Source organism: Pseudomonas sp. Leaf59 (assembly GCF_920984685.1).
Taxonomy (GTDB): domain Bacteria; phylum Pseudomonadota; class Gammaproteobacteria; order Pseudomonadales; family Pseudomonadaceae; genus Aquipseudomonas.
In genome coordinates this window covers 299,466-324,464 of sequence record NZ_CAKLBR010000001.1, presented here as the reverse complement: position 1 = coordinate 324,464, position 24,999 = coordinate 299,466, and the positions used below count along the sequence as shown (strand labels likewise).

Annotated in this window: 18 protein-coding genes; 13 read left to right on the top strand and 5 right to left on the bottom strand. The window is 63.5% G+C overall.

What is annotated here, in order from left to right:
- Positions 1-23 precede the first annotated feature (23 nt).
- Positions 24-296, bottom strand: coding sequence for a DUF1652 domain-containing protein (locus LUB09_RS01270; RefSeq protein ID WP_057008783.1), 273 nt, complete (start codon positions 294-296; stop codon positions 24-26).
- 596 nt (positions 297-892) lie between these two features.
- Here LUB09_RS01270 and LUB09_RS01265 point away from each other — a divergent pair.
- The 8 genes from LUB09_RS01265 (at position 893) to LUB09_RS01230 (ending at position 14,894) form a co-directional block, all read left to right on the top strand.
- Positions 893-2,326 (top strand): serralysin family metalloprotease, encoded by a 1,434-nt coding sequence (locus LUB09_RS01265; protein ID WP_209982194.1) that lies wholly within the window; start codon positions 893-895, stop codon positions 2,324-2,326.
- A 49-nt stretch (positions 2,327-2,375) separates the two neighbouring features.
- On the top strand, positions 2,376-2,744 hold the full coding sequence (locus LUB09_RS01260; RefSeq protein ID WP_231421344.1) for a protease inhibitor Inh/omp19 family protein: 369 nt from the start codon (positions 2,376-2,378) through the stop codon (positions 2,742-2,744).
- A gap of 101 nt (positions 2,745-2,845) precedes the next feature.
- Positions 2,846-4,597 carry a type I secretion system permease/ATPase gene (locus LUB09_RS01255; RefSeq protein WP_231421343.1) on the top strand — a complete coding sequence of 584 codons (1,752 nt, stop codon included), beginning with the start codon at positions 2,846-2,848 and terminating at the stop codon, positions 4,595-4,597.
- Entirely contained in the window at positions 4,594-5,895 is a 1,302-nt protein-coding gene (locus LUB09_RS01250) for an HlyD family type I secretion periplasmic adaptor subunit (RefSeq protein ID WP_209982187.1), read from the top strand. The genes LUB09_RS01255 and LUB09_RS01250 overlap by 4 nt, the downstream gene beginning before the upstream one ends.
- A 2-nt stretch (positions 5,896-5,897) precedes the next feature.
- Positions 5,898-7,241, top strand: a complete 1,344-nt coding sequence (locus tag LUB09_RS01245; RefSeq protein WP_209982185.1) for a TolC family outer membrane protein — start codon at positions 5,898-5,900, stop codon at positions 7,239-7,241.
- 22 nt (positions 7,242-7,263) lie between these two features.
- The gene (gene eprS / locus LUB09_RS01240) at positions 7,264-10,221 is read left to right on the top strand and encodes an autotransporter serine peptidase EprS (protein ID WP_231421342.1); all 2,958 of its coding nucleotides are present in this window, start codon (positions 7,264-7,266) and stop codon (positions 10,219-10,221) included.
- Between the two features lie 69 nt (positions 10,222-10,290).
- Positions 10,291-13,389 carry an autotransporter serine protease gene (locus tag LUB09_RS01235; protein ID WP_231421341.1) on the top strand — a complete coding sequence of 1,033 codons (3,099 nt, stop codon included), beginning with the start codon at positions 10,291-10,293 and terminating at the stop codon, positions 13,387-13,389.
- A gap of 80 nt (positions 13,390-13,469) precedes the next feature.
- A complete protein-coding gene (locus LUB09_RS01230) occupies positions 13,470-14,894 on the top strand; it encodes a polyurethane esterase (RefSeq protein ID WP_231421340.1) in 1,425 nt (474 codons plus the stop codon).
- 169 nt (positions 14,895-15,063) lie between these two features.
- Here LUB09_RS01230 and LUB09_RS01225 read toward each other — a convergent pair whose 3' ends face one another.
- Positions 15,064-15,288 (bottom strand): YgdI/YgdR family lipoprotein, encoded by a 225-nt coding sequence (locus tag LUB09_RS01225; RefSeq protein ID WP_057008775.1) that lies wholly within the window; start codon positions 15,286-15,288, stop codon positions 15,064-15,066.
- Between the two features lie 186 nt (positions 15,289-15,474).
- Between LUB09_RS01225 and LUB09_RS01220 the strand changes: the two genes are divergently transcribed.
- Together LUB09_RS01220 and LUB09_RS01215 are read left to right on the top strand one after the other, a co-directional pair.
- Entirely contained in the window at positions 15,475-17,124 is a 1,650-nt protein-coding gene (locus LUB09_RS01220) for a VRR-NUC domain-containing protein (RefSeq protein WP_269325474.1), read from the top strand.
- Positions 17,121-19,388, top strand: a complete 2,268-nt coding sequence (locus tag LUB09_RS01215) for an ATP-dependent DNA helicase (RefSeq protein ID WP_231421338.1) — start codon at positions 17,121-17,123, stop codon at positions 19,386-19,388. Before LUB09_RS01220 ends, LUB09_RS01215 begins: the two co-directional genes overlap by 4 nt.
- 286 nt (positions 19,389-19,674) lie before the next feature.
- On the opposite strand, the gene LUB09_RS01210 is transcribed toward LUB09_RS01215, so the two are convergent.
- Entirely contained in the window at positions 19,675-20,625 is a 951-nt protein-coding gene (locus LUB09_RS01210) for an alpha-E domain-containing protein (protein ID WP_209982174.1), read from the bottom strand.
- 2 nt (positions 20,626-20,627) lie between these two features.
- Positions 20,628-22,037: a circularly permuted type 2 ATP-grasp protein gene (locus tag LUB09_RS01205; protein ID WP_209982173.1), complete on the bottom strand. Its 1,410-nt coding sequence runs from the start codon at positions 22,035-22,037 to the stop codon at positions 20,628-20,630.
- A 535-nt stretch (positions 22,038-22,572) separates the two neighbouring features.
- Here LUB09_RS01205 and LUB09_RS01200 point away from each other — a divergent pair.
- The 3 genes from LUB09_RS01200 to LUB09_RS01190 all read left to right on the top strand — a co-directional run bounded on the left by LUB09_RS01200 (position 22,573) and on the right by LUB09_RS01190 (position 23,592).
- Positions 22,573-23,118, top strand: a complete 546-nt coding sequence (locus LUB09_RS01200; RefSeq protein WP_209982171.1) for a hypothetical protein — start codon at positions 22,573-22,575, stop codon at positions 23,116-23,118.
- Positions 23,119-23,203: 85 nt separating this feature from the next.
- Positions 23,204-23,416 (top strand): hypothetical protein, encoded by a 213-nt coding sequence (locus LUB09_RS01195; RefSeq protein WP_231421337.1) that lies wholly within the window; start codon positions 23,204-23,206, stop codon positions 23,414-23,416.
- A gap of 11 nt (positions 23,417-23,427) precedes the next feature.
- Complete coding sequence (locus LUB09_RS01190; RefSeq protein ID WP_209982167.1) at positions 23,428-23,592, top strand: hypothetical protein; 165 nt, start codon at positions 23,428-23,430, stop codon at positions 23,590-23,592.
- On the opposite strand, the gene LUB09_RS01185 is transcribed toward LUB09_RS01190, so the two are convergent.
- Positions 23,583-24,935 (bottom strand): cation:proton antiporter, encoded by a 1,353-nt coding sequence (locus LUB09_RS01185; RefSeq protein ID WP_209982165.1) that lies wholly within the window; start codon positions 24,933-24,935, stop codon positions 23,583-23,585. The genes LUB09_RS01190 and LUB09_RS01185 overlap by 10 nt on opposite strands.
- Positions 24,936-24,999 lie beyond the last annotated feature (64 nt).

Sequence of the window (24,999 nt, the reverse complement as noted above, 5' to 3'; positions counted from 1 at the left end):
GGAGCAAGCCCCCTCCCACATGTTCAGGCCCGTAATGACTGCGGCGGCACGAACGACGCCAGTTCATCCTCAATTGCTTCGATGATGCGCTCCACATCGGCAGCGTTCATCACCGAGGCGCAGGGAATGCCGGCAATCGCAATCAGCGTCTCGCCGCTCGTGCGGTCGAACAGGCGCGCAACCATGCTGCCGGGCGCGTCCATGCTGCCCTCGAAGCCGGTCGGATGAAAATGCCAGCGCATCAGCTGGCAGGCATTCGGGAACGTCACTTTGTTCATGTTGCCCACCTTGTTCATGAGCACTTCCTTTAGCTCGCGGCAGGGGCCAGAACCGTCTGTGGTCATGGCGTCCGGAGCTTAAAAATAGCATCCGCTCGCCCAGGTGAGGTTAAATTTTTCGCTACGTTCGGCGGTTCATTCCCCTTACATTGACCTGGGTCATGAAGCTTGCCTCGGACGAGGTCTCAAGGCGGCTGCGCGCCTCAAAACCGACACAAGCAACGGGATAAGCTATTTGTCCCGGTAATAGGGGCCAATATTCAAGACAAATAATAAGTAGTGGCTCTTTAATGTTGCCAATGACACCGTGACAATAATTGGATCCATTATTCAACTGAGCAACGCAAGTTGAATGTCCTTGCAGCTATTTAATATTTAAATAACAGCGCCCGTTATTTTGTAGGACAACAACCACCGCCCCCAATAAACATTGCCGACGACTTGCCAACCTGCAAAGCCCATCACATTTTGATTGCAGAAATAGAGGTAGACGAAAGATTTCAAGTTGTGTCAGTTTTCTTACGCCTTCAAAAGAGGCGAGTGATAGGACGATCTCGCCCGCGAGGTTCCTATCGACCCAAGACTGATGCACTTGCAAACAAGGAAGTACGTTTATGTCAAAAGTAAAAGACAAAGCTATTGTATCTGCCGCTCAGGCCAGCACCGCCTACTCGCAAATCGATAGCTTCAGCCACTTGTATGACCGTGGCGGCAACCTCACGGTCAATGGCAAACCGTCCTACACCGTGGACCAGGCAGCGACCCAGCTGCTGCGGGACGGCGCGGCGTACCGCGACGCCGATGGCAACGGCAAGATCGACCTCACCTACACCTTCCTGACCTCGGCCACCACGAGCACCCTGAATAAACACGGGATCTCGGGCTTCAGCCAGTTCAGCGCCCAGCAGAAAGCACAGGCAGCGCTCGCCATGCAATCCTGGGCGGACGTGGCCAAGGTCACCTTCACCGAGAAGGCCAGCGGCGGTGACGGCCACATGACCTTCGGCAACTACAGCGGCGGCCAGGACGGCGCAGCGGCCTTCGCCTACCTGCCCGGCACCGGCGCAGGCTACGACGGCACCTCGTGGTACCTGACCAACAACAGCTACACGCAGAACAAGACGCCGGACCTGAACAATTACGGACGGCAGACCCTGACCCACGAGATCGGCCACACCCTGGGCCTGGCGCACCCTGGCGACTACAACGCCGGGAACGGCAACCCATCCTACAAAGACGCGACCTACGGACAGGACACGCGTGGCTACAGCCTGATGAGCTACTGGAGCGAGAGCAACACCAATCAGAACTTCAGCAAAGGCGGGGTTGAAGCCTATGCCTCCGGCCCGCTGATCGACGACATTGCCGCGATCCAGAAGCTCTACGGTGCGAACTTCGCCACCCGCGCCACCGACACTACCTACGGCTTCAACTCCAACACCGGGCGTGATTTCCTCAGCGCGACCTCCAACGCCGACAAGCTGGTGTTCTCGGTGTGGGACGGTGGCGGCAACGATACCCTGGACTTCTCCGGGTTCACCCAGAACCAGAAAATCAACCTCAATGAAACCTCGTTCTCCGACGTGGGCGGCCTGGTGGGCAATGTGTCCATTGCCAAGGGCGTGACCATCGAGAACGCGTTCGGTGGGGCGGGTAACGACCTGATCATCGGCAACAATGCGGCCAACCTGATCAAGGGCGGGGCCGGCAACGACCTCATCTACGGCGGTGGCGGTGCAGACCAGCTGTGGGGCGGTGCAGGCAATGACACCTTCGTGTTCGGCGCCAGTTCCGACTCCCGACCCGGGGCTGCGGACAAGATCTTCGACTTCACCAGTGGTGCAGACAAGATCGACCTGTCCGGCATTACCAAAGGCGCGGGCCTGAGCTTCGTCAGTGCCTTTTCCGGGCATGCCGGCGACGCGGTGCTGACCTATGCCTCAGGCACCAACCTGGGCACGTTGGCCGTCGACTTTGCCGGCAAGGGTGTGGCGGATTTCCTCGTCACCACCGTTGGCCAGGCAGCCGTCAGCGACATCGTGGCGTGATGCACGGGCGCGGCGCTTCGGCGCCGCGCTTGCAGGCGGGAGCGTGAAGATGCAGTGGTTATCCAAAATGATCGCCTGTGTTGTGCAGGTGATGTTCGTGTCGGCAGGAGCCCACGCAATGGCGAGCAGTCTGGTTTTACCCACCCCCGCGCAGTTGGCGGGGCATTGGGAATTGAAACAGCAGGGTCAGGTGTGCAACCTGGAATTACTGGAGCAGGCCAACGCCCTGGGCGGCGATGTGGCGTGTGTGGCGCAGTGGCTGGGCGACCAGCCCTTGAGCTGGTCACCCACTCCGGACGGAATCTGGCTGATGAACGCTGAAGGCAGCGGTATTACCCACTTGAATCGCCAACACGAAGGCGAGTACGAGGGCCGCACTCGATCCGGCGGTGTTGTGGTATTGCAACGAAAACCTTAGTTGCCGTTATAAACATATAACTTGATTGATTAGTTGACCGGCCCTGATCAAGGGTTGCGCCAACTAGTGCGCGTAGTTTGCTTCAAGGACGATAAGAAGATATGGCCAGGCCCCCTACCGTTGCACCCTTGTTCAAGGCGCTGGGTGAATACAAAAGCATCTTGATCAGTATCGGTTGTTTCACCGCCTTGATTAACCTGTTGATGCTGGTGCCGTCGATTTACATGCTGCAAGTCTACGACCGTGTGCTGTCCTCCCAGAATGAAACCACCCTGGTGATGTTGACGCTGATGGTGGTCGGCTTCTTTGCGTTTATTGGCCTGCTCGAAGTCATTCGCAGTTTTATCGTGATCCGCATCGGCAGTCATCTGGAGCGGCGCTTCAACTTGCGCGTCTACAAGGCCGCCTTTGAGCGCAACCTGCACAGCGGCCAGGGCCATGCCGGGCAATCCCTGGGGGATCTGACCCATCTGCGCCAATTCATCACCGGGCCTGCATTGTTCGCGTTTTTCGATGCGCCGTGGTTTCCCATCTACCTGTTCGTGATTTTCCTGTTCAACGTGTGGCTGGGGGTGCTGGCCACGGCCGGCGCGGTGCTGCTGATCGGCCTGGCCTGCCTCAACGAATACCTGACCAAAAAGCCGCTGGGCGAGGCCAGTGGCTACTCCCAGCAGTCGACCCAACTGGCCACCAGCCACTTGCACAATGCCGAGACCATCCAGGCCATGGGCATGCTCGGTGCGTTGCGCACCCGCTGGTTTGCCGTGCATTCGCAGTTTCTCGGCCTGCAGAACCAGGCCAGCGACACCGGTTCGGTGATCACCTCTTTGAGCAAATCCCTGCGCCTGTGCCTGCAATCGCTGGTGCTGGGCCTGGGCGCGCTGCTGGTGATCAAGGGCGACATGACCGCCGGGATGATGATCGCCGGTTCCATCCTGATGGGCCGTGTGCTCAGCCCCATCGACCAGTTGATCGCGGTGTGGAAGCAATGGAGCTCGGCCAAGCTCGCCTATCAGCGCCTGGATGAGCTGCTGCGCGCCTTCCCGCCGGGGGGCGAGCAGATGGCCTTGCCGGCGCCCCACGGCCAGGTGAGTTTCGAAGACGTCAGCGCCGGCCCGCCGGGGCTGCGCCTGGCGACGCTGCACCATGTCAGCTTCAACCTCGGTGCCGGTGAAGTGCTGGGCGTGCTTGGCGCCTCGGGTTCCGGCAAGTCCACCCTGGCGCGGGTGCTGGTGGGCGTGTGGCCGACCCTGGCCGGCACGGTGCGTCTGGATGGCGCGGACATTCACCGCTGGGACCGTGACGACCTCGGCCCGCACATCGGCTACCTGCCTCAGGACATCGAGCTGTTCAGCGGCAGCATCGCCGACAACATCGCGCGTTTTCGCCAAGCCGACCCGGCGTGGGTGGTGAAGGCGGCGCAACAGGCCGGCGTGCATGAGCTGATCCTGCGCCTGCCCCAGGGCTACGACACATTGCTGGGCGATAACGGCGGTGGCCTGTCCGGCGGCCAGAAACAGCGGGTCGCCCTGGCGCGCGCGCTGTACGGCGGGCCGCGGCTGATCGTGCTGGATGAGCCCAACTCCAACCTCGACACCGTCGGTGAAGCGGCGCTCGCCAGCGCCATCGTGCAAATGAAGGCCCAGGGCAGCAGCGTGATTCTGGTGACGCACCGTTCTTCTGTTTTGGCCCAGGCCGACAAGCTGCTGGTGCTCAACGAAGGACGCCTGCAGGCATTCGGGCCGAGTCAGGACGTGCTGCGCGCGTTGTCCGGCCAGCAGGAAGCGCCGAAGGAAAAACCCGGCGTCAGTTTCAGCCGCCAGTATCAAGCCGGAAGGAATCCAGGCGCATGAGCAGTATGACGTTTGAACAACGCGACGCCCGCTTCTTCACTCGCATGGGCTGGCTGCTCACCGTGGTCGGTGCCGGCGGTTTCTTCCTCTGGGCGAGCCTGGCGCCACTCGATCAAGGCATTCCGGTGCAGGGCACCGTGGTGGTGTCCGGCAAGCGTAAGGCGGTACAAAGCGTCAGCCCCGGTGTGGTCAGCCGGATCCTGGTGCGCGAAGGTGAGACGGTCAAACAGGGCCAGCCGCTGTTTCGGCTCGACCAGACCCGCAACCAGGCCGACGTGCAGTCGCTGCAGGCCCAGTACCGCATGGCCTGGGCCAGCGTGGCACGCTGGCAGAGCGAGCGCGACAATCAAGCGGCGGTCACCTTTCCCGCTGATCTGAGCGCCGACCCAGACCCGGCGCTGGCCCTGGTGCTGGAAGGCCAGCGCCAACTGTTCAGCAGCCGCCGCGAAGCCTTCGCCCGTGAACAGGCGGGCATTCGCGCCAATATCGAGGGTGCCAGTGCGCAGTTGAACGGCATGCGCCGCGCCCGCACCGACCTGACCGCCCAGGCCCAGTCCCTGCGCGACCAACTGGCCAACCTGCAACCGCTTGCCGACAACGGCTACATCCCGCGCAACCGGCTGATGGACTACCAGCGCCAGTTGTCCCAGGTGCAACAGGACCTGGCGCAGAACAGTGGCGAAAGCGGCCGGGTGGCGCAGGGCATCCTCGAATCCAGGCTCAAACTGCAGCAGCACAGCGAGGAATACCAGAAGGAGGTGCGCAGCCAACTGGCCGATGCGCAATTGCGCAGCCTCACTCTGGAACAGCAACTGACCTCCGCCGGTTTCGACCTGCAACACAGCGAGATCAACGCGCCGGCCGATGGCATCGCGGTCAACCTCGGCGTCCACACCGAAGGCGCCGTGGTGCGGGCCGGCGAAACCCTGCTGGAAATCGTGCCCCAGGGCACGCGTCTGGAAGTGGAAGGGCACTTGCCGGTGCACCTGGTGGACAAGGTCGGCACCCACCTGCCGGTGGATATTCTGTTCACCGCCTTCAACCAGAGCCGCACCCCGCGCGTACCGGGGGAGGTGAGCCTGATTTCCGCCGACCAGATGCTCGATGAAAAGACCGGCGCGCCGTATTACGTGCTGCGCACCACCGTCAGTGAGGCTGCGCTGGAAAAACTCCACGGCCTGGTGATCAAGCCCGGCATGCCCGCCGAGATGTTCGTGCGCACCGGCGAGCGTTCGTTGCTCAACTACCTGTTCAAGCCGCTGCTGGATCGCGCCGGCTCCGCGTTGACCGAGGAATGAGCATGAAGCCCGTATGCCTCGCCTTGCTGTTGAGCTGCGCCAGTGCCCAGGCCGCGATGGGCCCGTTCGATGTGTACGAGCAGGCGCTGCGTAACGATCCGGTATTCCTCGGCGCGATCAAGGAGCGCGATGCCGGCCTGGAAAACCGCACCATTGGCCGCGCCGGCCTGCTGCCACGGCTGTCCTATACCTACAACAAGGGCCGCAACAACTCCGAAGCCCATCTGCCGGACGGCCGTGGCGGCAGTTATCGCGACGACCGCAACTACAACAGTTACGGCTCCACCTTCAGCCTGCAACAGCCGCTGTTCGACTACGAAGCCTATGCCAACTACCGCAAGGGCGTGGCCCAGGCGCTGTTTGCCGACGAGAGCTTTCGCGAAAAGAGCCAGGCACTGTTGGTGCGTGTGCTGAGTTATTACACCCAGGCGCTGTTTGCCCAGGACCAGATCGACATCGCCCGAGCCAAGAAAAAAGCCTTCGAGCAGCAGTTCCAGCAGAACCAGCACCTGTTCCAGCAGGGCGAGGGCACCCGTACCGATATTCTCGAAGCCGAATCCCGTTACGAACTGGCCACCGCCGAAGAGATCCAGGCGCTGGACGAACAGGACGCGTCCCTGCGCGAGCTGGGCGCGCTGATTGGCGTGCAGAGCGTCAACATCGATGATCTGGCGCCGTTGAACCAGCGTTTCGGCGCCTTCACCCTCACGCCCGCCAACTACGACACCTGGCACGCACTGGCCCTGAGCAACAACCCCACGCTCGCGTCCCAGCGCCAGTCCCTGGAAGTGGCGCGCTACGAGGTGGAGCGCAACCGCGCCGGGCATCTGCCCAAGGTTACCGCGTATGCCAGCTCGCGCCAGCAGGAGTCCGACAGCGGCAACACCTACAACCAGCGCTACGACACCAACACCATCGGCGTCGAAATCAGCGTGCCGCTGTATGCCGGCGGCGGCGTATCGGCCTCAACCCGCCAGGCCAGCCGTGCCATGGAGCAGGCCGAATACGAGCTGGAAGGCAAGACCCGCGAAACCCTGATCGAACTGCGTCGCCAGTTCAGTGCGTGTTTGTCGGGGGTGAGCAAGCTGCGCGCCTATCAAAAGGCCCTGGCGTCGGCCGAGGCGCTGGTGGTCTCGACCAAACACAGCATCCTCGGCGGCGAGCGGGTCAACCTCGATGCGCTCAACGCCGAGCAGCAGCTCTACAGCACCCGCCGCGACCTGGCCCAGGCGCGTTACGACTACCTGATGGCCTGGACCAAATTGCATTACTACGCGGGCAATCTGCGCGACACCGACCTTGCGAAAGTGGATGAGGCCTTCGGCCCTGTGAACCAACGCCCATAACAACACCCACAGGATGGCTCTGATGATCACCGATTCGTCGCGTTTCAAACCCTTTACCGCAGGCTCCTTGCTGCTGTTGTCCGTGGCGGCGCAGGCGCAATACACCGAGACCGGCCAGCCGGGCAATCCCGCCAGTTGGCGCTCCGCCGAGTTCCAGAGTGACTGGGGCCTGGGGCGCATGAAGGCCGATGAAGCCTACGCCGCCGGCATCAATGGCAGCGGGGTGAAGATCGGCGCGCTGGATTCGGGCTTCGATGCCGGTCATCCAGAGGCTTCCACCGATCGTTTTCACCCGGTCACCGCCACGGGCACTTACCTGGACGGCAGCGCCTTCAGCACCACCGGCGCGCTCAACCCCAACAACGATTCCCATGGCACCCACGTCACCGGCACTATGGGCGCCGCCCGTGATGGCGTCGGCATGCACGGCGTGGCCTACAACGCGCAGGTCTATGTGGGCAACACCAACGCCAACGACAGCTTTCTGTTCGGCCCCACGCCCGACCCCAGGTACTTCAAGGCCGTGTACAGCGCCCTGGTGGATTCCGGCGTGCGCGCCATCAACAACAGTTGGGGCAGCCAGCCCAAGGACGTCAGCTACCAGACCCTCGGCGACCTGCACGCCGCCTACGCCCAGCACTACAACCGTGGCACCTGGCTGGACGCGGCGGCCGATGTGGCCAAAGCCGGGGTAATCAACGTGTTCAGCGCCGGCAACAGCGGCTACGCGAATGCCAGCGTGCGGGCCGCGCTGCCGTACTTCCAGCCGGAACTGGAAGGGCACTGGCTGGCGGTCTCGGGCCTGGATATCGGCAATAACCAGAAGTACAACACATGCGGAATCGCCAAGTACTGGTGTATTTCCACCCCCGGTGCACTGATCAACAGCACCGTCCCCGGTGGCGGTTACGGGGTGAAATCCGGCACCTCGATGTCGGCGCCCCATGCCACCGGCGCGCTCGCGCTGGTGATGCAGCGCTACCCCTACATGAGCAACGAGCAGGCCCTGCAGGTGCTGCTGACCACCGCCACCCAACTCGACGGTTCGCTCACCCAGGCGCCCAACACCACGGTGGGTTGGGGGGTGCCCGACCTGGGCCGGGCGATGCACGGGCCGGGGCAGTTGCTCGGGGCGATGAACGTGACCCTCGCGGCCGGGCAGGGCGATGTGTGGAGCAATGGTATTTCCGACCAGGCGCTGATCCAGCGCCAGGCCGAGGACCGCGCCGAACAGGCCGCCTGGCAGCAAACCCTGCTCGATAAGGGCTGGCAAAACGGCGTCGGCGCGAACGCCAGCCAGCAGGACCAGACCGATTACGCGGTGGGTACGGCACGCGATCAGGCCGCCGCGCGGCGGGTGTATGAAGGCAGCCTGATCAAGTCCGGCGCGGGCACGCTGGTACTCAGCGGCGACAGCACCTATCGCGGCGCAACCACCGTTAACGGCGGGCTGCTGGCGGTCAATGGCTCGCTCACCTCGGCGGTCACCGTCAACGACAGCGGCACCCTCGGCGGCTCCGGGCGTATCGCCGCGCTGTCGGTGAACAGCGGCGGGCGCGTGGCGCCGGGTAATTCCGTGGGCACCTTGCAGGTGGCGGGCGACGTCAACCTGGCGGCGGGCTCCACTTATGCAGTGGAACTGACACCCAGCAGCAGCGACCGCATCGTCGCCGGCGGCCGGGCGATCCTTGGCGGTGGCAACGTGACCCTGGTCCTGGAAAACAGCCCAACCCTGCTCAGCGCGGCGCAGGCACACAGCCTGATTGGCCGCCAATACACCATCCTGCAAGCGGCCGGCGGGATTCAGGGGCAGTTTGGCCAGGTGCTGCCCGACTATCTGTTCCTCGGCGGGCGTCTCGATTATGCCGCCACGGGCGTGCAACTGAACGTGGCGCGCAATGACGCCACCTTCGCCAGCGTCGCCGCCAACCGCAACCAGCGCGCCGTGGCCACGGCCGCCGAGCAGCTCGGCGCGGGCAACCCGGTGTATGAAAGCGTGCTGCGTTCCGACTCCCTGGCAGGCGCGCAACAAGGCTTGCAGCAGTTGTCCGGCGAGATCTACCCGGCAGTGGGCGCCATGCTGATCAACGACAGCCGCCAGGTGCGCGATGCCGTGGGTGAGCGCTTGCGCCATGTGCCGATTGCCGGCGAGCGCAACCTGTGGCTCAAGGCCCTGGGCGCCTGGGGCAAGAGCGACAACCGCAGCGAAACCGCAGGCGCCACCACCTCCCTCGGCGGCCTGCTGTTGGGCGTGGACGGCGCGCTGGATGAGCAGACCCGCGTCGGCGTGGTCGCCGGCTACAGCGACAGCTCGCTGAACATGGGCGGCGGCAGCCATGCCTCGGCCTCGGTCGACAGCTACCACGTGGGTGCCTATGCCGGGCGCGAGCTGGGCAACTGGCGGCTGAGCCTCGGCGGTGCCTACAGCTGGCACCGCGGCGATGTGAAGCGCGACCTGCAATACGGCGACGTCAGCGGCAAGCAGAAGGCCAGCCTGGACGCGCGCAGTGCGCAACTGTTCAGCGAAGCGGCGTATCGCCTGCAGCTGCAACCGCTGGCACTGGAACCGTTCGCCAACCTGGCCTACGTGCATCTGGACAGCGATTCGTTTCACGAAAAAGGCGACGCAGCCGCGCTGGAACGCGGCAGTGATCGACGTGACGCCGTGCTGGGCACCCTCGGGCTGCGCGCGCTGAAAACCCTCGCGCTCAACGATCACCAGCAGCTCGCGCTGTCCGGGTCGCTGGGCTGGCAACACAGCCTGACCGCCGTCGAATCCGAAGAACATCTGGCGTTTGTGGCCGGTGGCCCGTCGTTTGCCGTGCGCAGCGCGCCGTTGCTGCGCGATGCGGCGCTGCTGGGCGTGCAGGCCAGCCTGGCGCTGAGCCAGGCGACGCGGGTCAACCTCGATTACAACGGGCAGTTGGGTGGCAGGGCAAAAACCCAGGGCGTAGGCCTGAGCCTGAACTGGCAGTTCTAAGGTGGGAGGGAGCAAGCCCCCTCCCACAGGGATCTCTATATCCGTAATAAAAAACTAAGGAAGGTCACCGTGAACACACGCAAGTCAGGGTTAACAACCGCCATCCACAAGGCTTTGCGCCACCCGCGCAGCGCGCCCTGTGGCGCATTGCTGTGCTGCCTGGCCAGCCTGGGCACCGCCCACGCGGCCCCCTATGTGGAAACCGGCAAGCTGGGCGACGCCGCCAGTTGGCGCAGCGCTGAGTTCAACGCCGAATGGGGCCTGGGCGCCGTGCATGCCGACACCGCGTACGCCGCCGGCTACACCGGCAAGGGCGTAAAACTGGGCATCTTCGATCAGCCGGTGTACGCCGCGCACCCGGAGTTCGCCAGCCCCGGCAAAGTGGTGACGATTGTCACCGAGGGCATCCGCCAGTACACCGACCCCTATATTCCGGTAAAGGCCGGCGATGCGTTTCGCTATGACGGCACGCCGTCCCTGGGTTCCAACGGCAAGCTGGGCAACCACGGCACCCACGTCGGCGGGATCGCCGCAGGCAACCGCGATGGCGGGCCGATGCACGGCGTGGCCTACGGTGCGCAGATCATCAGCGCCGAGAACGGCGACCCCGGCCCCGAAGACGGCATCATCCTCGGCAACGATGGCGCGGTGTACAAGGCCGGTTGGGACGCCCTGGTGGCCAGCGGCGCGCGCATCATCAACAACAGTTGGGGCATCGGCATCGGTGACCCATATGCCAAGGGCGGCCGCGATCCGGCGTTCCCCAATTTCACCGTGAATGAAGCGCAGGCCCAGTTCAATAACATCCGCCCGATCCTCGGCACCCTTGCCGGCGGCGCCTACCAGGGCGCAATCGACGCCGCGCGCAGCGGCGTGCTGACCATCTTCGCCGCTGGCAACGACTACAACCGCAATAACCCGGATGCAATTTCGGGCCTGGCGTACTTCGTCCCGGAGATTGCGCCCAACTGGCTGTCCGTGGCCGCCTTGCAGCAGAACCCGGACACCGCGAGCGCCACGCCCTATGTGATCAGCACCTTTTCCTCGCGCTGCGGGTATGCGGCGAGTTTCTGCGTGTCGGCCCCCGGTACGAAGATCTTCAGCTCGGTCATCAACGGCACCAACCTGGACAACCTCACCACCGACTACGCCAACTTCAACGGCACCTCCATGGCCGCGCCCCATGTGGCGGGGAGTGCGGCGGTGTTGATGGAGCGTTTCCCGTACATGAGCGGCGAGCAGATCTCCACGCTGCTCAAGACCACCGCCACCGACCTCGGCGCGCCGGGCATCGATTCGCTGTACGGCTGGGGCATGATCAACCTGGGCAAGGCCATCAACGGGCCGGGGATGCTGGTGACTGCCGAGGATATTCCGGCCGAGTTCCGCATCGACGGTGCCTACGGCAGCGGCCAGTTCGTCGCCGACCTGCCGGGCATCGGCGCGGTGGTGGATGCCGGCAAACCGACGCAGCGGGTGTGCACCGATGTGCATTGCGGGCTGGACGTGTGGAGCAATGACATTGCCGGGCATGGCGGCCTGACCAAGCTGGGCATCGGCACCCTGGTGCTGAGCGGCACCAACACCTACAGCGGCCCGACCCTGGTCAATCAGGGCCGGCTGGCAATCAACGGCTCGCTGACCTCGGACGTCACCGTCAGCCAGAGCGGCGTGGTCGGCGGCTCCGGGCGCATCGGTTCACTGTTGGCCAAAAGCGGCGGCACCGTGGCGCCGGGCAACTCCATCGGCACGCTGAACGTGGCCGGGGATGTGACGTTCGACGCAGGTTCCACCTACGCCGTGGAACTGTCGCCCACCCGCAGCGACCGCATCGTGGCCGGCGGCACCGCCACGCTCAACGGCGGCACCGTGACCCTGGCCCTGGAAAACAGCCCGACGTTGCTCAGCACGGCGCAGGCGCAAAGCCTGATCGGGCGCCAGTACAACATCCTGCAAGCGGCCGGCGGCATCAACGGCAGTTTTGCGGCGGTGCTGCCCGACTACGTGTTCATCGGCGGCAACCTGAACTACGCCGCCAACGGCGTGCAACTGGATGTGGCGCGCAACGCCAACAGCTTTGCCAGCGTGGGCGTCACTGATAACCAGCGCGCCGTGGCCGCAGCCGCCGAGCAGTTGGGCGCGGGCAATGCGGTGTACGAAAGCCTGCTGCTGGCGCCCACAGCCGCGTCGGCCCGCAGCGCGTTCCAGCAACTGTCGGGGGAAATCTATCCGGCGCTGGAGACCGCGCTGGTCAACGACAGCCGCTACGTGCGCGAGGCCGTGGGCGAGCGCTTGCGCAATGGTGAAATGGGTGCCTCCAGCGACACCGTCGACAGCCGCGGCAACGTCTGGATCAAGGCCCTCGGCGCCTGGGGCAAGACCGACAGCCGCAGCGACACGGCGGGCTACACCACGTCGATTGGCGGCATGCTCGCCGGGGTTGACGGGGCATTGGATGAGTCCACCCGTATCGGCCTGGTGGCGGGCTACAGCGACACTTCACTGAACATGGGCAGCGACACCCATTCGCGCGCGTCGGTCGACAGCTACCACTTCGGTGCCTATGCCGGGCATGAGATCGGTGCCTGGCGCCTGAGCGGCGGGGCGACCTACAGCTGGCACCGCGCCGACGTGAAGCGCGACCTGCAATACGGCGACGTCGCCGGCAAGCAGAAAGCCAAGGTCGATGCCCGCAGCACGCAAGTGTTCACCGAGGCAGCCTACCGCGTAAATCTGCCGGCGCTGGCGCTGGAACCCTTCGCCAACCTGGCCTACGTGCACCTGGACAGCGATGGTTTTACCGAGAAGGGCGATGCCGCCGCGTTGAAAAGCCGTGACGACACCCGCGACCTGGTGCTGAGCACCCTGGGCCTGCGTGCGTTGAAGACCTTCAATGTGAATGACCACCAGCAACTGGAGCTGTCCGGCACCCTGGGCTGGCAGCACAACCTCAGCAGCACCGATTCCGAGCAGCACCTGGCGTTTGCGTCGGGCGGCCCGTCGTTTGCGGTGCAGAGTGCGCCGATGGTGCGTGATGCGGCACTGGTTGGCGCGCGGGTGAGCCTGGCGTTGAGCAAGGATGCGCGGGTGAACTTCGACTACAACGGCCTGTTGGCCAGCAAGGAGAAGGTCCACGGGGTGGGGTTGAGCCTCGACTGGGCGTTCTGACGCATGAAGCGTTCCCGTGCGCGACGCGGGAACGATCGATTGGCTTTCTCGACAACATCAACAAAAGAGAGGCACGAGCGATGGGTATCTTTGACTATAAAAACCTCGGCACCGAGGGCTCCAAAGCATTGTTCGCCGATGCCATGGCGATCACGCTGTACACCTATCACAACCTGGACGACGGCTTTGCCGTGGGCTATCAGCACAATGGGCTGGGCCTCGGCTTGCCCGCCACGCTGGTGGGCGCCTTGCTTGGCAGCACTGATTCGCAGGGGGTGATTCCGGGTATCCCGTGGAATCCGGACTCGGAAAAAGCGGCCCTGGACGCGGTGCAAAAAGCTGGCTGGACGCCGATCAGCGCCGCCGCCCTGGGCTACGCCGGCAAGGTCGACGCCCGGGGCACGTTCTTTGGCGAAAAGGCCGGCTACACCACGGCGCAGGTCGAGGTGCTGGGCAAGTACGACGATGCCGGCAAATTGCTGGAAATTGGCATCGGTTTTCGCGGCACCTCCGGCCCACGGGAAAACCTGATCAGCGACTCCATCGGCGATCTGGTCAGCGACCTGCTGGCCGCGCTGGGCCCCAGGGATTATGCAAAAAATTACGCGGGCGAAGCCTTTGGCGGCTTGCTCAAGAACGTCGCTGACTATGCCGGCGCCCACGGCCTGAGCGGTAACGACGTGCTGGTCAGCGGGCACAGCCTGGGCGGGCTGGCGGTCAACAGTATGGCCGACCTGAGTGGCAATAAATGGTCAGGCTTCTACAAGGACGCCCACTACGTGGCCTACGCTTCGCCGACCCAGAGCGCCGGCGACAAGGTGCTCAATGTCGGCTTTGAGAACGACCCGGTGTTCCGTGCGCTGGACGGTTCATCGGTCAACTTCGCGTCCCTGGGCGTGCACGATAAGCCCCATGAGTCGACCACCGACAATATCGTCAACTTCAATGACCACTACGCCTCGACGCTGTGGAACGTACTGCCGTTTTCCATCGCCAACCTGCCCACCTGGTTCGCTCATTTGCCCAGCGGTTATGGCGACGGCATGACACGCATCCTGGAGTCCGGCTTCTACGAGCAGATGACGCGCGACGCCACGGTGATCGTCGCCAACCTGTCGGACCCGGCGCGGGCCAGCACCTGGGTGCAGGACCTCAACCGCAATGCCGAGCCGCACAAGGGCAACACGTTCATCCTTGGCAGCGACGGCAATGACCTCATCCAGGGCGGCACGGGCGCCGACTTTATCGAGGGGGGCAAAGGCAACGACACCCTCCGCGACCACAGCGGGCACAACACCTTTCTGTTCAGCGGGCAGTTCGGCCATGACCGCGTGATCGGCTATCAGCCTACCGACACGCTGGTGTTCAGCGGCGTGCAGGGCAGCACGGATTACCGCGATCACGCGAGGGTGGTTGGCGCGGATACGGTGCTCAGCTTTGGTGGGGATTCGGTGACGCTGGTGGGGGTGGCTAGTTTGTCGGGGGAGGGAATAGTCATCAGCTAAGGACTGAATGCGTTCGAAACGGTGTGAGGGGCTTTGAACGCACTGCTTGAAACAATGAAGACCAAAGGTGGGAGGGGGCTTGCTCCCGATAGCGGCGGGTCAGCAACAGATGGGCTGACTGATACACCGCTATCGGGAGCAAGCCCCCTCCCACAGGATCGCTTAGACGCTAGTCTTCCTTGCGCACCGTGGCCACGTCATCGGCCTTGATGCGGATGCGCTTGCCGGCAATATCGGTGAACTCATAGAAGCCGTCGGCCGTCTTGGCGTTGGGGGCGTCCTTGGTCAGGTATTGCGTGCCGTTTTGCAGCGTGACGACCGTTTGCGTGGCGCAACCGGCCAGCAGCAGAAAAGTGAGTGCAACCAGCGGCAGACCCAAATTCTTCATGTTCATAACCCTTACCTTCACTCTGAAAAGTCCCGCAGCTGCTGGCTGCGGGCCATAAATGGTACGCCATCGATTCCCCTATCTGATCACTTTTATACAAAAAGTTGCGTGCGCCATTTATCTATTACCGATTGCAACAAGGCCTGGGCAACGGCACTCTGTATGCATAACCAGTATTTGATTGCTTGCGCCATGGCCAATCCCCTCGACGATCCCCTGTATTACCTGCACAACTTCCGCCAAGTGCTGCATTGGCTGGGGCAACGCTATGCCGATTTGCTCGACGCCGACGAAGAGCATTTCATTCAGCAATTTGACAGGTTGCCGCAGCCGTCCCAGGCGTTGCTGGTGCGCATGGTGATGCGCAAGGGCGTGCATTTCCGCGCGGGCAAGCTCAATTATCTGGAGATCGGTTGCCCCCATGCGGCGGCGGCGCCGTTGCTCGGGCTGGGCTGGGTGGAGGATCAGAGCCCGCTGGAGTTTGAGGTGCTGTTCAGCGTGCTGCAAAAAAGCGAACTGCTCGCGGCGTTCAAACCCTGGATCGAACACCCCAGAGGCAACAAGGCCGACTGGCTGGAACACCTGACCGCGCAGTTCCCCGACAGCCGCAGTTTCGCCCAGTGGTGCCCGGCGCTGCCCGACACGCTCTACAGCCTCACCGTGATGCAGTTGTGCGACCGCCTGCGCCTGATGTTCTTCGGCAACCTGCACCAGGACTGGTCCGAGTTCGTGCTCGCCGACCTGGGCATTCATACCTATGAAAAAGTTGCCTTCTGCACTGAATCCCGGGGCCTGCGCAGCCGCGATGACGTGCACGGCTACTTGTTTTTGCACCAGTGTCAGCAGGCTTTCGAGGCGGGCGAAGCCGTGGATGAGGTGCTGGAGCAGATTGCCACGCTGAAAACCGACAACCCCTGGCTGGAAAAGCGCCGCGCCAAGCTGCTGTTGCAGATCGGCCAGCTGTGCGAGCGCAGCGCCGAACTGGCGCTGGCCGAGCAGATTTACCGGGCATGCAGCCACTCCGGCGCCCGCGCGCGGCTGATCCGCGTGCTGGAACGCCAGGAGGCCTACGCCCAGGCCATGGCCCTGGCGTGTCTGGCGCAGCAGGCACCGCACAGCGCGGCCGAGCAGCAACACCTGCTGCGGGTGCTGCCGCGCCTGCGCCGCAAGCTGGGCGAGCCGGCGCTGCCCAAGGCCCGGCCGCGGCCAGTCACGCGCCTGGACCTGGCGCTGGCGGTGCCGACGCCGGTGATGTCGGTGGAGTACTGCGTGCAGGCGCACCTCAGTGAGCCTGACGCACCGGTGCATTACGTGGAAAACGGGCTGATCAACTCACTGTTCGGCCTGTTGTGTTGGGAGGTGATTTTCGCGCCGCTGCCGGGGTCGTTTTTTCACCCGTTCCAGCGCGGGCCTGCGGACTTGCACAGCGAAGACTTCCATCAGCGCCGTGCGCCGCTGTTCGCCGCGTGTTTCGAGCAATTGCAGGATGAGCGCTACAAAACCAGTATCCGCCAGCGCTACGTGGAGAAATGGGGCATCCAGTCACCGTTCGTGTTCTGGAACCTGCTCAGCGACGAGTTGCTCGAACAGGCGCTGACCTGCCTGCCCGCCGAGCACCTGCGCTACTGGTTCGAACGTCTGCTGCTGGATATTCGCGCCAACCGTGCCGGGATGCCGGACCTGATCCAGTTCTGGCCGGCGCAGAAGACCTACCGCATGATCGAGGTCAAGGGCCCCGGCGACCGCTTGCAGGACAATCAATTGCGCTGGCTGGAATTCTGCGGCGAGTACCAGATGCCGGTTACCGTCTGCTACGTGCGCTGGGCGGAGCAGCCCGCTTGAGCTACAGCGTGGCTGTGCGGGCGCTGTGTGAGTTCACCGCCAAGGTCGGCGACCTCGACCTGCGTTTTACCCCATCGCCCAGCGCCCAGGAAGGCATCATCGGCCATCGCACGGTGGCGTCCCGGCGCAGCGCGCACTACCAGAACGAAGTGGCCCTTGAGGGCGAGTACCAGCAGCTTAAGGTGCGGGGCAGGGCGGACGGCTACGACCCCGACAGCAATCGCCTGGAAGAGGTGAAGACCTACCGTGGCGACCTCGATGCCCAGCCTGCCAATCACCGGCTGCTGCATTGGGCGCAGGTCAAGGTGTACGGCTGGTTGATGTGCCAGAAGCTGGGGCTGAGCGAGATCAACCTGGCGCTGGTGTATTTCGATATCGTCGGCGAGGGCGAGACCCTGCTTAGCCAGCCCTTCCAGGCGGCGCAACTCGAAGCGTTCTTCAATCAGCACTGTGCGCTGTTCCTCGACTGGGCGCGCCTGCAAATGCAGCACCGCGAAGCCCGTAACCAGGCGGCGCAAACCCTGGCCTTCCCCCATGCCGCGTTTCGCCCCGGCCAGCGCGTGCTGGCCGAGACGGTGTACAAGGCGGTGAGCACCGGCCGCTGCCTGATGGCCCAGGCGCCGACCGGCATCGGCAAGACCGTGGGCACGATTTTCCCGCTGCTCAAGGCCCTGGGGCCCCAGCAACTGGACACGCTGTTCTTCCTTACCGCCAAGACGCCCGGGCGCAAGCTGGCTCTGGATGCCGCGCAGGTCTTGTACGACAGCCACCCGGAGTTACCGCTGCGGGTGCTGGAGCTGGTGGCGCGAGACAAGGCCTGCGAGCACCTGGACAAGGCCTGCCACGGCGAATCGTGCCCGTTGGCCAAAGGCTTTTATGATCGCCTGCCCGCCGCCCGCGCCGCCGCGTCCAGCGTGCGCCTGCTCGATCAACGCAGCCTGCGCGAAGTGGCCCTGGCCCATGACGTTTGTCCTTATTACCTGAGCCAGGAAATGGCGCGCTGGAGCGACCTGGTCGTCGCCGACTACAACTACTATTTCGACTTTGCCGCCATGTTGTTCGGCCTGGGCCAGCTCAACCAATGGCGGGCCGCCGTGCTGGTCGACGAAGCCCACAACCTGGTCGAACGGGCGCGCGCGATGTACAGCGCGAGCCTCGACCAGTACACACTCAAGACCTTGCGCGACACGGCGCCGGAGTCCTTGAAGAAACCCTTGCAGCGCCTCAACCGTGAATGGAATGCGCTGCACAAGGACCAGGTCGCGCCGTATCAGGCCTACGGCGCTCGGCCGGAAAAACTGTTGCAGGCACTGAGCCTGTGCGTCGGCGCGATGGGCGACTACTTCAACGAGCGTCCCGAGGCCCTCAGCGGTGACCTGCAGGCCTTCTATTTCGAGGCGCTGCAATTTGCCAAGGTGGCGGAGCTGTTCAACGAACACTTCATCTTCGATATCAGCAAACGTCAGCTCAGCGGCAAGCGCAGCAGCTCAACCTTGTGCCTGCGCAATGTGGTGCCCGCCCAATTCATTGGCCCCAGGCTTACCGCCGCGCGCAGCAGCGTGCTGTTTTCCGCGACCCTGAGCCCACGGCATTACTACGCCGACCTGTTGGGCCTGCCGGCGGACACGGCCTGGGTGGATGTCGAGTCGCCGTTCAAGGCGGAGCAGTTGCAGGTGCACATTGTCGAGCGTATCTCCACGCGCTTCGTGCATCGCCAGGCGTCGCTGGCGCCCATCGTCGAGTTGATTGCGCGGCAGTTCACCGCGCAACCGGGTAACTATCTGGCGTTTTTTTCAAGCTTCGATTACCTGCAACAGGTCGCCCAACTGATGGCCGAACGGCACCCGCAGATTGCCCTGTGGCTGCAATCGCGCGGCATGGCCGAGGCCGAGCGCCAGGGGTTTCTCGACCAGTTCACCCATCACAGCCAGGGCATTGGCTTTGCCGTGCTGGGCGGCGCATTCGGCGAAGGCATCGACCTGCCCGGCGCGCGCTTGATCGGCGCGTTTGTGGCGACCCTGGGCCTGCCCCAGTTGAATCCGGTCAATGAGCAGATGAAGCTGCGCATGGGCGCGATCTTCGGCGCCGGGTATGACTACACCTATTTGTATCCCGGCATTCAGAAGGTGGTGCAGGCGGCGGGCAGGGTGATTCGCAGCCAGCAGGACCGGGGCGTGGTGATGCTGATCGACGACCGCTTTGGCGAGGCGCGGGTGCGGCAGTTGTTGCCCAGGTGGTGGGCCGTGCACGCCAACGGGGTCTGATGGTTTCAGGCAGCCACATTCCTCTGGTGAGCGGGCTTATTGTGGCGAGCGGGCTTGCCCTAATGCCGTTCAGTTAAGCGCAGATTCCCTGTGGCGAGCAGGCTTGTCCTGCGTTCTGCGTTGGGCTGCGCAGCAGCCCCAAAGCCAGGCGCTGAGCCGTATCAGGTACACCGCGTTTTGCTCGATGGGGGCGCTGCGCACCCCAACGCGGGGCAAGCCCGCTCGCCACAATAAGCCCGCTCGACACAACAGCCCGCTTGCCACAGAGCGTTGCGCAGGCTCCCTTTCAGACCACTTCCAGGTAGGAACTTTGGATGGATCGGGCCAGTTCGCGCACGGTGTCGATGAACTCGATCAAGCGCATATGCAGGCCGTCCTCCAGAATCTCGTCGATGCCGGTGTAGCGCAGCCGCGCCTCGAACTCCGCCGCCAGGCGTTGCGCGGTGCGGCCGTAGCTGCCGGGCAGGTCAGCGAGGATCTGGCTCAGTTCCTCGATACAGGCGTGCAACGAGCGCGGAACGTCGCTGCGCAACAGCAGCAGTTCGGACACCGAGCGCGCGTTGAGGGCATTCGGGTACAGCTCGGTATACGCCTCGAAGGACGACAATGCGCGCAGCAGGGCGCTCCACTGGTAGTAGCCGCGTGCCGACAGGTCGCTGACTTCTTCGGACTCTTCGCCGAACATCTCGTAGCGCGCATCCAGCAGGCGCAGGGTGTTGTCGGCGCGTTCGACAAAGGTGCCCAGGCGGATGAAGCGGTAGGCGTCATTGCGCATGATGGTGCCCGAGGTGGCGCCGCGAAACAGGTGCGAGCGCTGCTTGACCCAGTCGCAGAAGTGGCTGATGCCATGTCGTGCGAGGCCGCCGGCGGCGATGCTGCGCATTTCCAGCCAGGTGGCGTTGAGGTTTTCCCACATGTCGGCGGTGATGCGCCCGCGTACCGCGTGGGCATTGCCACGTGCGGCGCGCAGGCAGTTGTAGATGCTGGCCGGGTTTTCTTCGTCGAGGGCGAAGAAGTGCAGCATGCGTTCGGCGTCCAGGGTCTGGTGGCGCTCCAGGTAATTTTCCAGGGTGCCGCTGCTGAGCAGCGACATGGCCAGTTCGTCCAGCCCGTCACTGCGCCCGGCCTGGGGCATCAGCGACAACGAGTAACTGACTTCGAGCATGCGTGCCAGGTTTTCGGCGCGCTCCAGGTAACGTGACATCCAGTACAGATCTGCGGCGGTTCTACTCAGCATATTCAGTCCTCCACCACCCAGGTGTCCTTGGTTCCGCCGCCCTGCGACGAGTTGACGATCAGCGAGCCTTCACGCAGCGCCACCCGCGTGAGACCACCGGGCACCAGACGGGTTTCCTTGCCCGAGAGGACAAAGGGGCGCAAGTCGATATGCCTGGGCGCAATGCCGTTTTCGACGAACGTGGGGCAGGTGGACAGGCTCAGGGTCGGCTGGGCGATGTAGGCATGGGGGCGCGCCTTGATGCGTTGGCGGAAGTCCTCGATCTCGGCGGCCGTGGACGCGGGGCCCACCAGCATGCCGTAGCCGCCGGAACCCTGGGTTTCCTTGACCACCAGCTCGCCGAGGTTGGCCAGCACGTGGGACAGTTCATCAGGCTTGCGGCACTGGAAGGTCGGCACGTTCTGCAGGATCGGTTCTTCGTCCAGGTAAAACTTGATCATCGCCGGCACGTAGGGGTAGATCGACTTGTCGTCGGCCACGCCGGTACCGATGGCGTTGGCCAGCACCACGTTGCCCGCGCAATAGGCGGCCACCAGGCCGGGCACGCCGAGCATGGATTCGGCGTTGAACGCCTGCGGGTCGAGGAACGCGTCGTCGATGCGGCGGTAAATCACGTCGACGGCCTTGGGCCCGTCGGTGGTGCGCATGAATACCTTGAGGTCGTGCACGAACAGGTCGGCGCCTTCCACCAGTTCCACGCCCATTTCCCGCGCCAGAAAGGCATGCTCGAAAAACGCACTGTTGAAGCGGCCAGGGGTCAGCACCACCACATTCGGGTTGTCGAGGCGGCTGGAACTCTTGAGTGTCTTGAGCAGCAGGTTGGGGTAGTGGTCCACCGGCGCGATGCGCTGTCTGGCGAACACTTCGGGGAACAGGCGCATCATCATCTTGCGGTCTTCGAGCATGTAGCTCACGCCGCTGGGGGTGCGCAGGTTGTCTTCGAGCACGTAGTAGGTGCCGTCGCCGTCGCGCACCAGGTCGACGCCGGAGATGTGCGAGTAGATGCCGCGGTGCAGGTCTAGCCCGACCATTGCCTTTTGATAGCCTTCGTTGCCCAGCACCTGTTCCGCCGGAATGATGCCGGCCTTGATGATGCGCTGGTCGTGGTAGATGTCGGCGAGGAACATGTTCAGCGCATTGACGCGCTGGATACAGCCGCGCTCGATCACGCTCCACTCGCTGGCGGGAATGCTGCGCGGGATGATGTCGAAGGGGATCAGGCGCTCGGTGTCCTGTTCATCGCCGTACAGGGTGAACGTGATCCCGGCGCGGTGAAACAGCAAATCTGCCTCGCGGCGACGCTGGGCCAGCAGTTCCGGCGGCGTATTGGCCAGCCAGCGCGAGAAATCCTGGTAGTGCGCACGGCACTCGCCGTTCGCGTCATTCATTTCGTCAAAGAAAGATCGAGCCATTCCGATACCTTGTCAGTGCCCAGGGGTGCATGGGTGGCACTGCCGCTTTTAAAAACGCATTTTTTATATGAGCCCGTGGCGCAGGGTGCCAACAGGCCTGGTCCTTTCTTTCTGGTGGGGGGGCTCTGGGTCGGGGGGTAACGCTTGCTCCTGTTTACGGGCAGATGAAAGGGTTAAGCAATGCATGTGCCGAAATGGCGTTCAGGCGCCGATTACTTGTGGCGAGCGGGCTTGCCCTAATGCCGTTCAGTTAAGCGCAGATTCCCTGTGGCGAGCAGGCTTGTCCTGCGTTGGGCTGCGCAGCAGCCCCAAAACCAGGCGCTGAGCCGTATCAGGGACACCGCGTTTTGCTCGATTGGGGGCGCTTCGCACCCCAACGCGGGGCAAGCCCGCTCGCCACGGTGCCCCGTTCGCCACGATAGGGCGTTCCACCTCAGATCGCTCGCGCAGTGCTCTTTAATGGTGCGTAACTAACTTGAACTTCGCCCACGCTCGATTCTTCTAATTGGCATTCGACAATCTGCGGAGTACCGTCGTGCCAACCATCATCTCGCCCGATACCCCGGAATCGGCCCTGACCGACCACAGCGAGCACAACGCCAAGATCTTCGGTTCGCCCAAGGACCGGCTGGACTTCTACCGCCGAGAAATCCAGTACGAAACCACCATCCTCGCCAACCGCACCGATGCCTACCTCACCGCGCAGTCATTCCTGGTGATCGCCTTCGTCTCCGGCATGGGCAACCTCAATCCGGAGTGGGGCAAGCTGTTTACCCTGGTGGTGCCGGTGTTCCTGGTGGCGCTGGGTATTTTGAGTTCGCTGAATGCCTGGCCCGGTATTCGCGCGGCGTATGAAATCATCGACCACTGGCACTACAAACAGAGCGAACTGCTGCGCAGCGAACCGGTGATGGGCATGGCCTACGATGAGTCGCCGCTGTTTTCCGAAATGGAGTCCTCCCACAAGGGCTATCGCAAGTCGCTGTTGTTCTCCATGCGTGCACCCTGGCTGTTCATGGTGTTCTGGTTGGTGCTGGGCATTTATGCGTTCTATATCCAGGTCGACAATCCGATCCGCTGAGCACTCGGAAGGAACTTCGCTCGTCGGCGCGGCGCCTTAGTTTTACGCAGTACAGATTTCCCTCAGACCTGCGAAGAGGTGCCCCATGAACACCAGCGACGACCCGCAAACCAGCAACCGTAACGACCCGGCCATCGATGGCGGCGCGCCGGCCACAGGCAGCGCTGTCAATGCACCCAAGGATCCAGCGGCTGCCAGCGACCCCAAGGCAAAGGAGAACGAGTTCAGCCCGGATTTCGAACCCGAGCCCGAGCACAAACCTGAAACCGATGCCGATATCGATACTCAGGGCGGCTAGAGGAGAACGTCATGTCAAAAGAACTCGACCTGGAAGACGACCCCAACGATCCGGGCAACGAAGACCCGGGCTCGTTGATGGACGATGCCACCGCGCCGCTCAAGGAGGATGCCACTGTGCCTCTCAACGATCTGGATGACGCGGCAGACGTCGGCAATACTGAGCGTCAGGACTGACCCTTCGCCCTGGCTCGTCGTTCATACCATGCCAGCATTGGCTGGGTACTCAGGCCATGCACGACGATGCTCAGGGCAATCACCGACACGGTAAGGTTCACCGCCACGGCGCTGCTGGTGCCGATCAGCCCATGGTTGAGGGCGTAGAACAGGTAGTAGATGCTGCCGATGCCGCGAATCCCGAACCAACCCATCAGGCCGCGTTGCTGGCGGTCGACCAGGCTGCCCCAGGGCATGGCGAATACGCTGACCGGGCGAATCACGCAAAACAGCAATGCCGCCACCAACAGCGCGCGCCAGTCCCAATGGCTGACCAGCACGATGCCCAAGACGGTCACCAGAAACACTTCCATCGAGCGTTCCACCAGGCTGCCGAACGAGAGCATGTCGCCCATCATCACGCCTGCCGCAATCTGCGTATCGGCCAGTTCACTGACGTCGCCTTGCAGGGCACGCTCCGGCTCCACTTCCAGGTGACCGACCACGGGCAGTGCCAGGTGCTCGGCGGGTGTCCTGGCGTTGCCGGTGGATTTGAGTTCGGCTTGGCGCAGGCCGAGCCCGGCAGCGAACACCGACAGAAAACCGTAGCCACCGATCGCTTCGGCGACCACGTAGGCCAGTGCGATCAGCGCCAGGGTCAGGTAGTCATTGGGCGACAGGGTGCTGTCGTCGTGGGTGATGCGCAGCCACAAGGTGACGCGGCCGATGCCCCGGCCCATCCAGTAACCCACCAGCAACCCGGCTGGCACTGCCCAGATCAGATTCTTCAGGACCCAGCCGCCGAGCCAGTCGCCGTCAAAGCCGCCATGCTGCATGAACAGCAGGCTGAAGATCACGAAGGGGAAGGCCGTGCCGTCGTTCAAACCGGCCTCGCCCGAGAGGCCAAAGCGCAGCGCGTCGTAGTCCTGGGCATTGTTGACCTGTACCAGGCCGGCCAGCACCGGGTCGGTGGGTGCCAGGATTGCCCCCACCAGCAATGACACACCCCACGACAATTGCAGCAGGTAATGCAGCGCCAGGCAGGTGCCGAGGATGGTCAGCAGCATCACCGGCCCGGCCATGCCGAACGCAGTGCGCCAGAGGCGATGGCTGAGCGGAAGGCGCAGCTTGAGGCCGCTGACAAACAGCGAAAACAGCACGGCGACTTCGGTCAGGTGTTCCATCCAGCGCGCGGAACCCTTGATGTCCAGGTGCAACAGGTCAACCCCCAGCGGACCAATCGCGACGCCCAGCAACAGGCACACCGCCGAGGTGGTCACCGGCATCCAGCGCAGGTAGGAGGAGGTGAGGGCGAGGGTGAGCAATACGGCGCCGAGTACGGCCAACCATAGAATGAATGTCATCGAGCGCGTTCCGGGCCGTGGTGTATGCAGGTTGGAGGGCTGCGCCCGGGTGCGGGTTCAAAGT

Excerpts from the sequence above, each read along its gene's own strand:
- LUB09_RS01270 (WP_057008783.1), bottom strand. The coding sequence starts at position 296 with ATGAACAAGGTGGGCAACATGAACAAAGTGACGTTCCCGAATGCCTGC.
- LUB09_RS01265 (WP_209982194.1), top strand. The coding sequence starts at position 893 with ATGTCAAAAGTAAAAGACAAAGCTATTGTATCTGCCGCTCAGGCCAGC.
- LUB09_RS01260 (WP_231421344.1), top strand. The coding sequence starts at position 2,376 with ATGCAGTGGTTATCCAAAATGATCGCCTGTGTTGTGCAGGTGATGTTC.
- LUB09_RS01255 (WP_231421343.1), top strand. The coding sequence starts at position 2,846 with ATGGCCAGGCCCCCTACCGTTGCACCCTTGTTCAAGGCGCTGGGTGAA.
- LUB09_RS01250 (WP_209982187.1), top strand. The coding sequence starts at position 4,594 with ATGAGCAGTATGACGTTTGAACAACGCGACGCCCGCTTCTTCACTCGC.
- LUB09_RS01245 (WP_209982185.1), top strand. The coding sequence starts at position 5,898 with ATGAAGCCCGTATGCCTCGCCTTGCTGTTGAGCTGCGCCAGTGCCCAG.
- eprS (WP_231421342.1), top strand. The coding sequence starts at position 7,264 with ATGATCACCGATTCGTCGCGTTTCAAACCCTTTACCGCAGGCTCCTTG.
- LUB09_RS01230 (WP_231421340.1), top strand. The coding sequence starts at position 13,470 with ATGGGTATCTTTGACTATAAAAACCTCGGCACCGAGGGCTCCAAAGCA.
- LUB09_RS01225 (WP_057008775.1), bottom strand. The coding sequence starts at position 15,288 with ATGAACATGAAGAATTTGGGTCTGCCGCTGGTTGCACTCACTTTTCTG.
- LUB09_RS01220 (WP_269325474.1), top strand. The coding sequence starts at position 15,475 with ATGGCCAATCCCCTCGACGATCCCCTGTATTACCTGCACAACTTCCGC.
- LUB09_RS01210 (WP_209982174.1), bottom strand. The coding sequence starts at position 20,625 with ATGCTGAGTAGAACCGCCGCAGATCTGTACTGGATGTCACGTTACCTG.
- LUB09_RS01205 (WP_209982173.1), bottom strand. The coding sequence starts at position 22,037 with ATGGCTCGATCTTTCTTTGACGAAATGAATGACGCGAACGGCGAGTGC.
- LUB09_RS01195 (WP_231421337.1), top strand. The coding sequence starts at position 23,204 with ATGAACACCAGCGACGACCCGCAAACCAGCAACCGTAACGACCCGGCC.
- LUB09_RS01190 (WP_209982167.1), top strand. The coding sequence starts at position 23,428 with ATGTCAAAAGAACTCGACCTGGAAGACGACCCCAACGATCCGGGCAAC.
- LUB09_RS01185 (WP_209982165.1), bottom strand. The coding sequence starts at position 24,935 with ATGACATTCATTCTATGGTTGGCCGTACTCGGCGCCGTATTGCTCACC.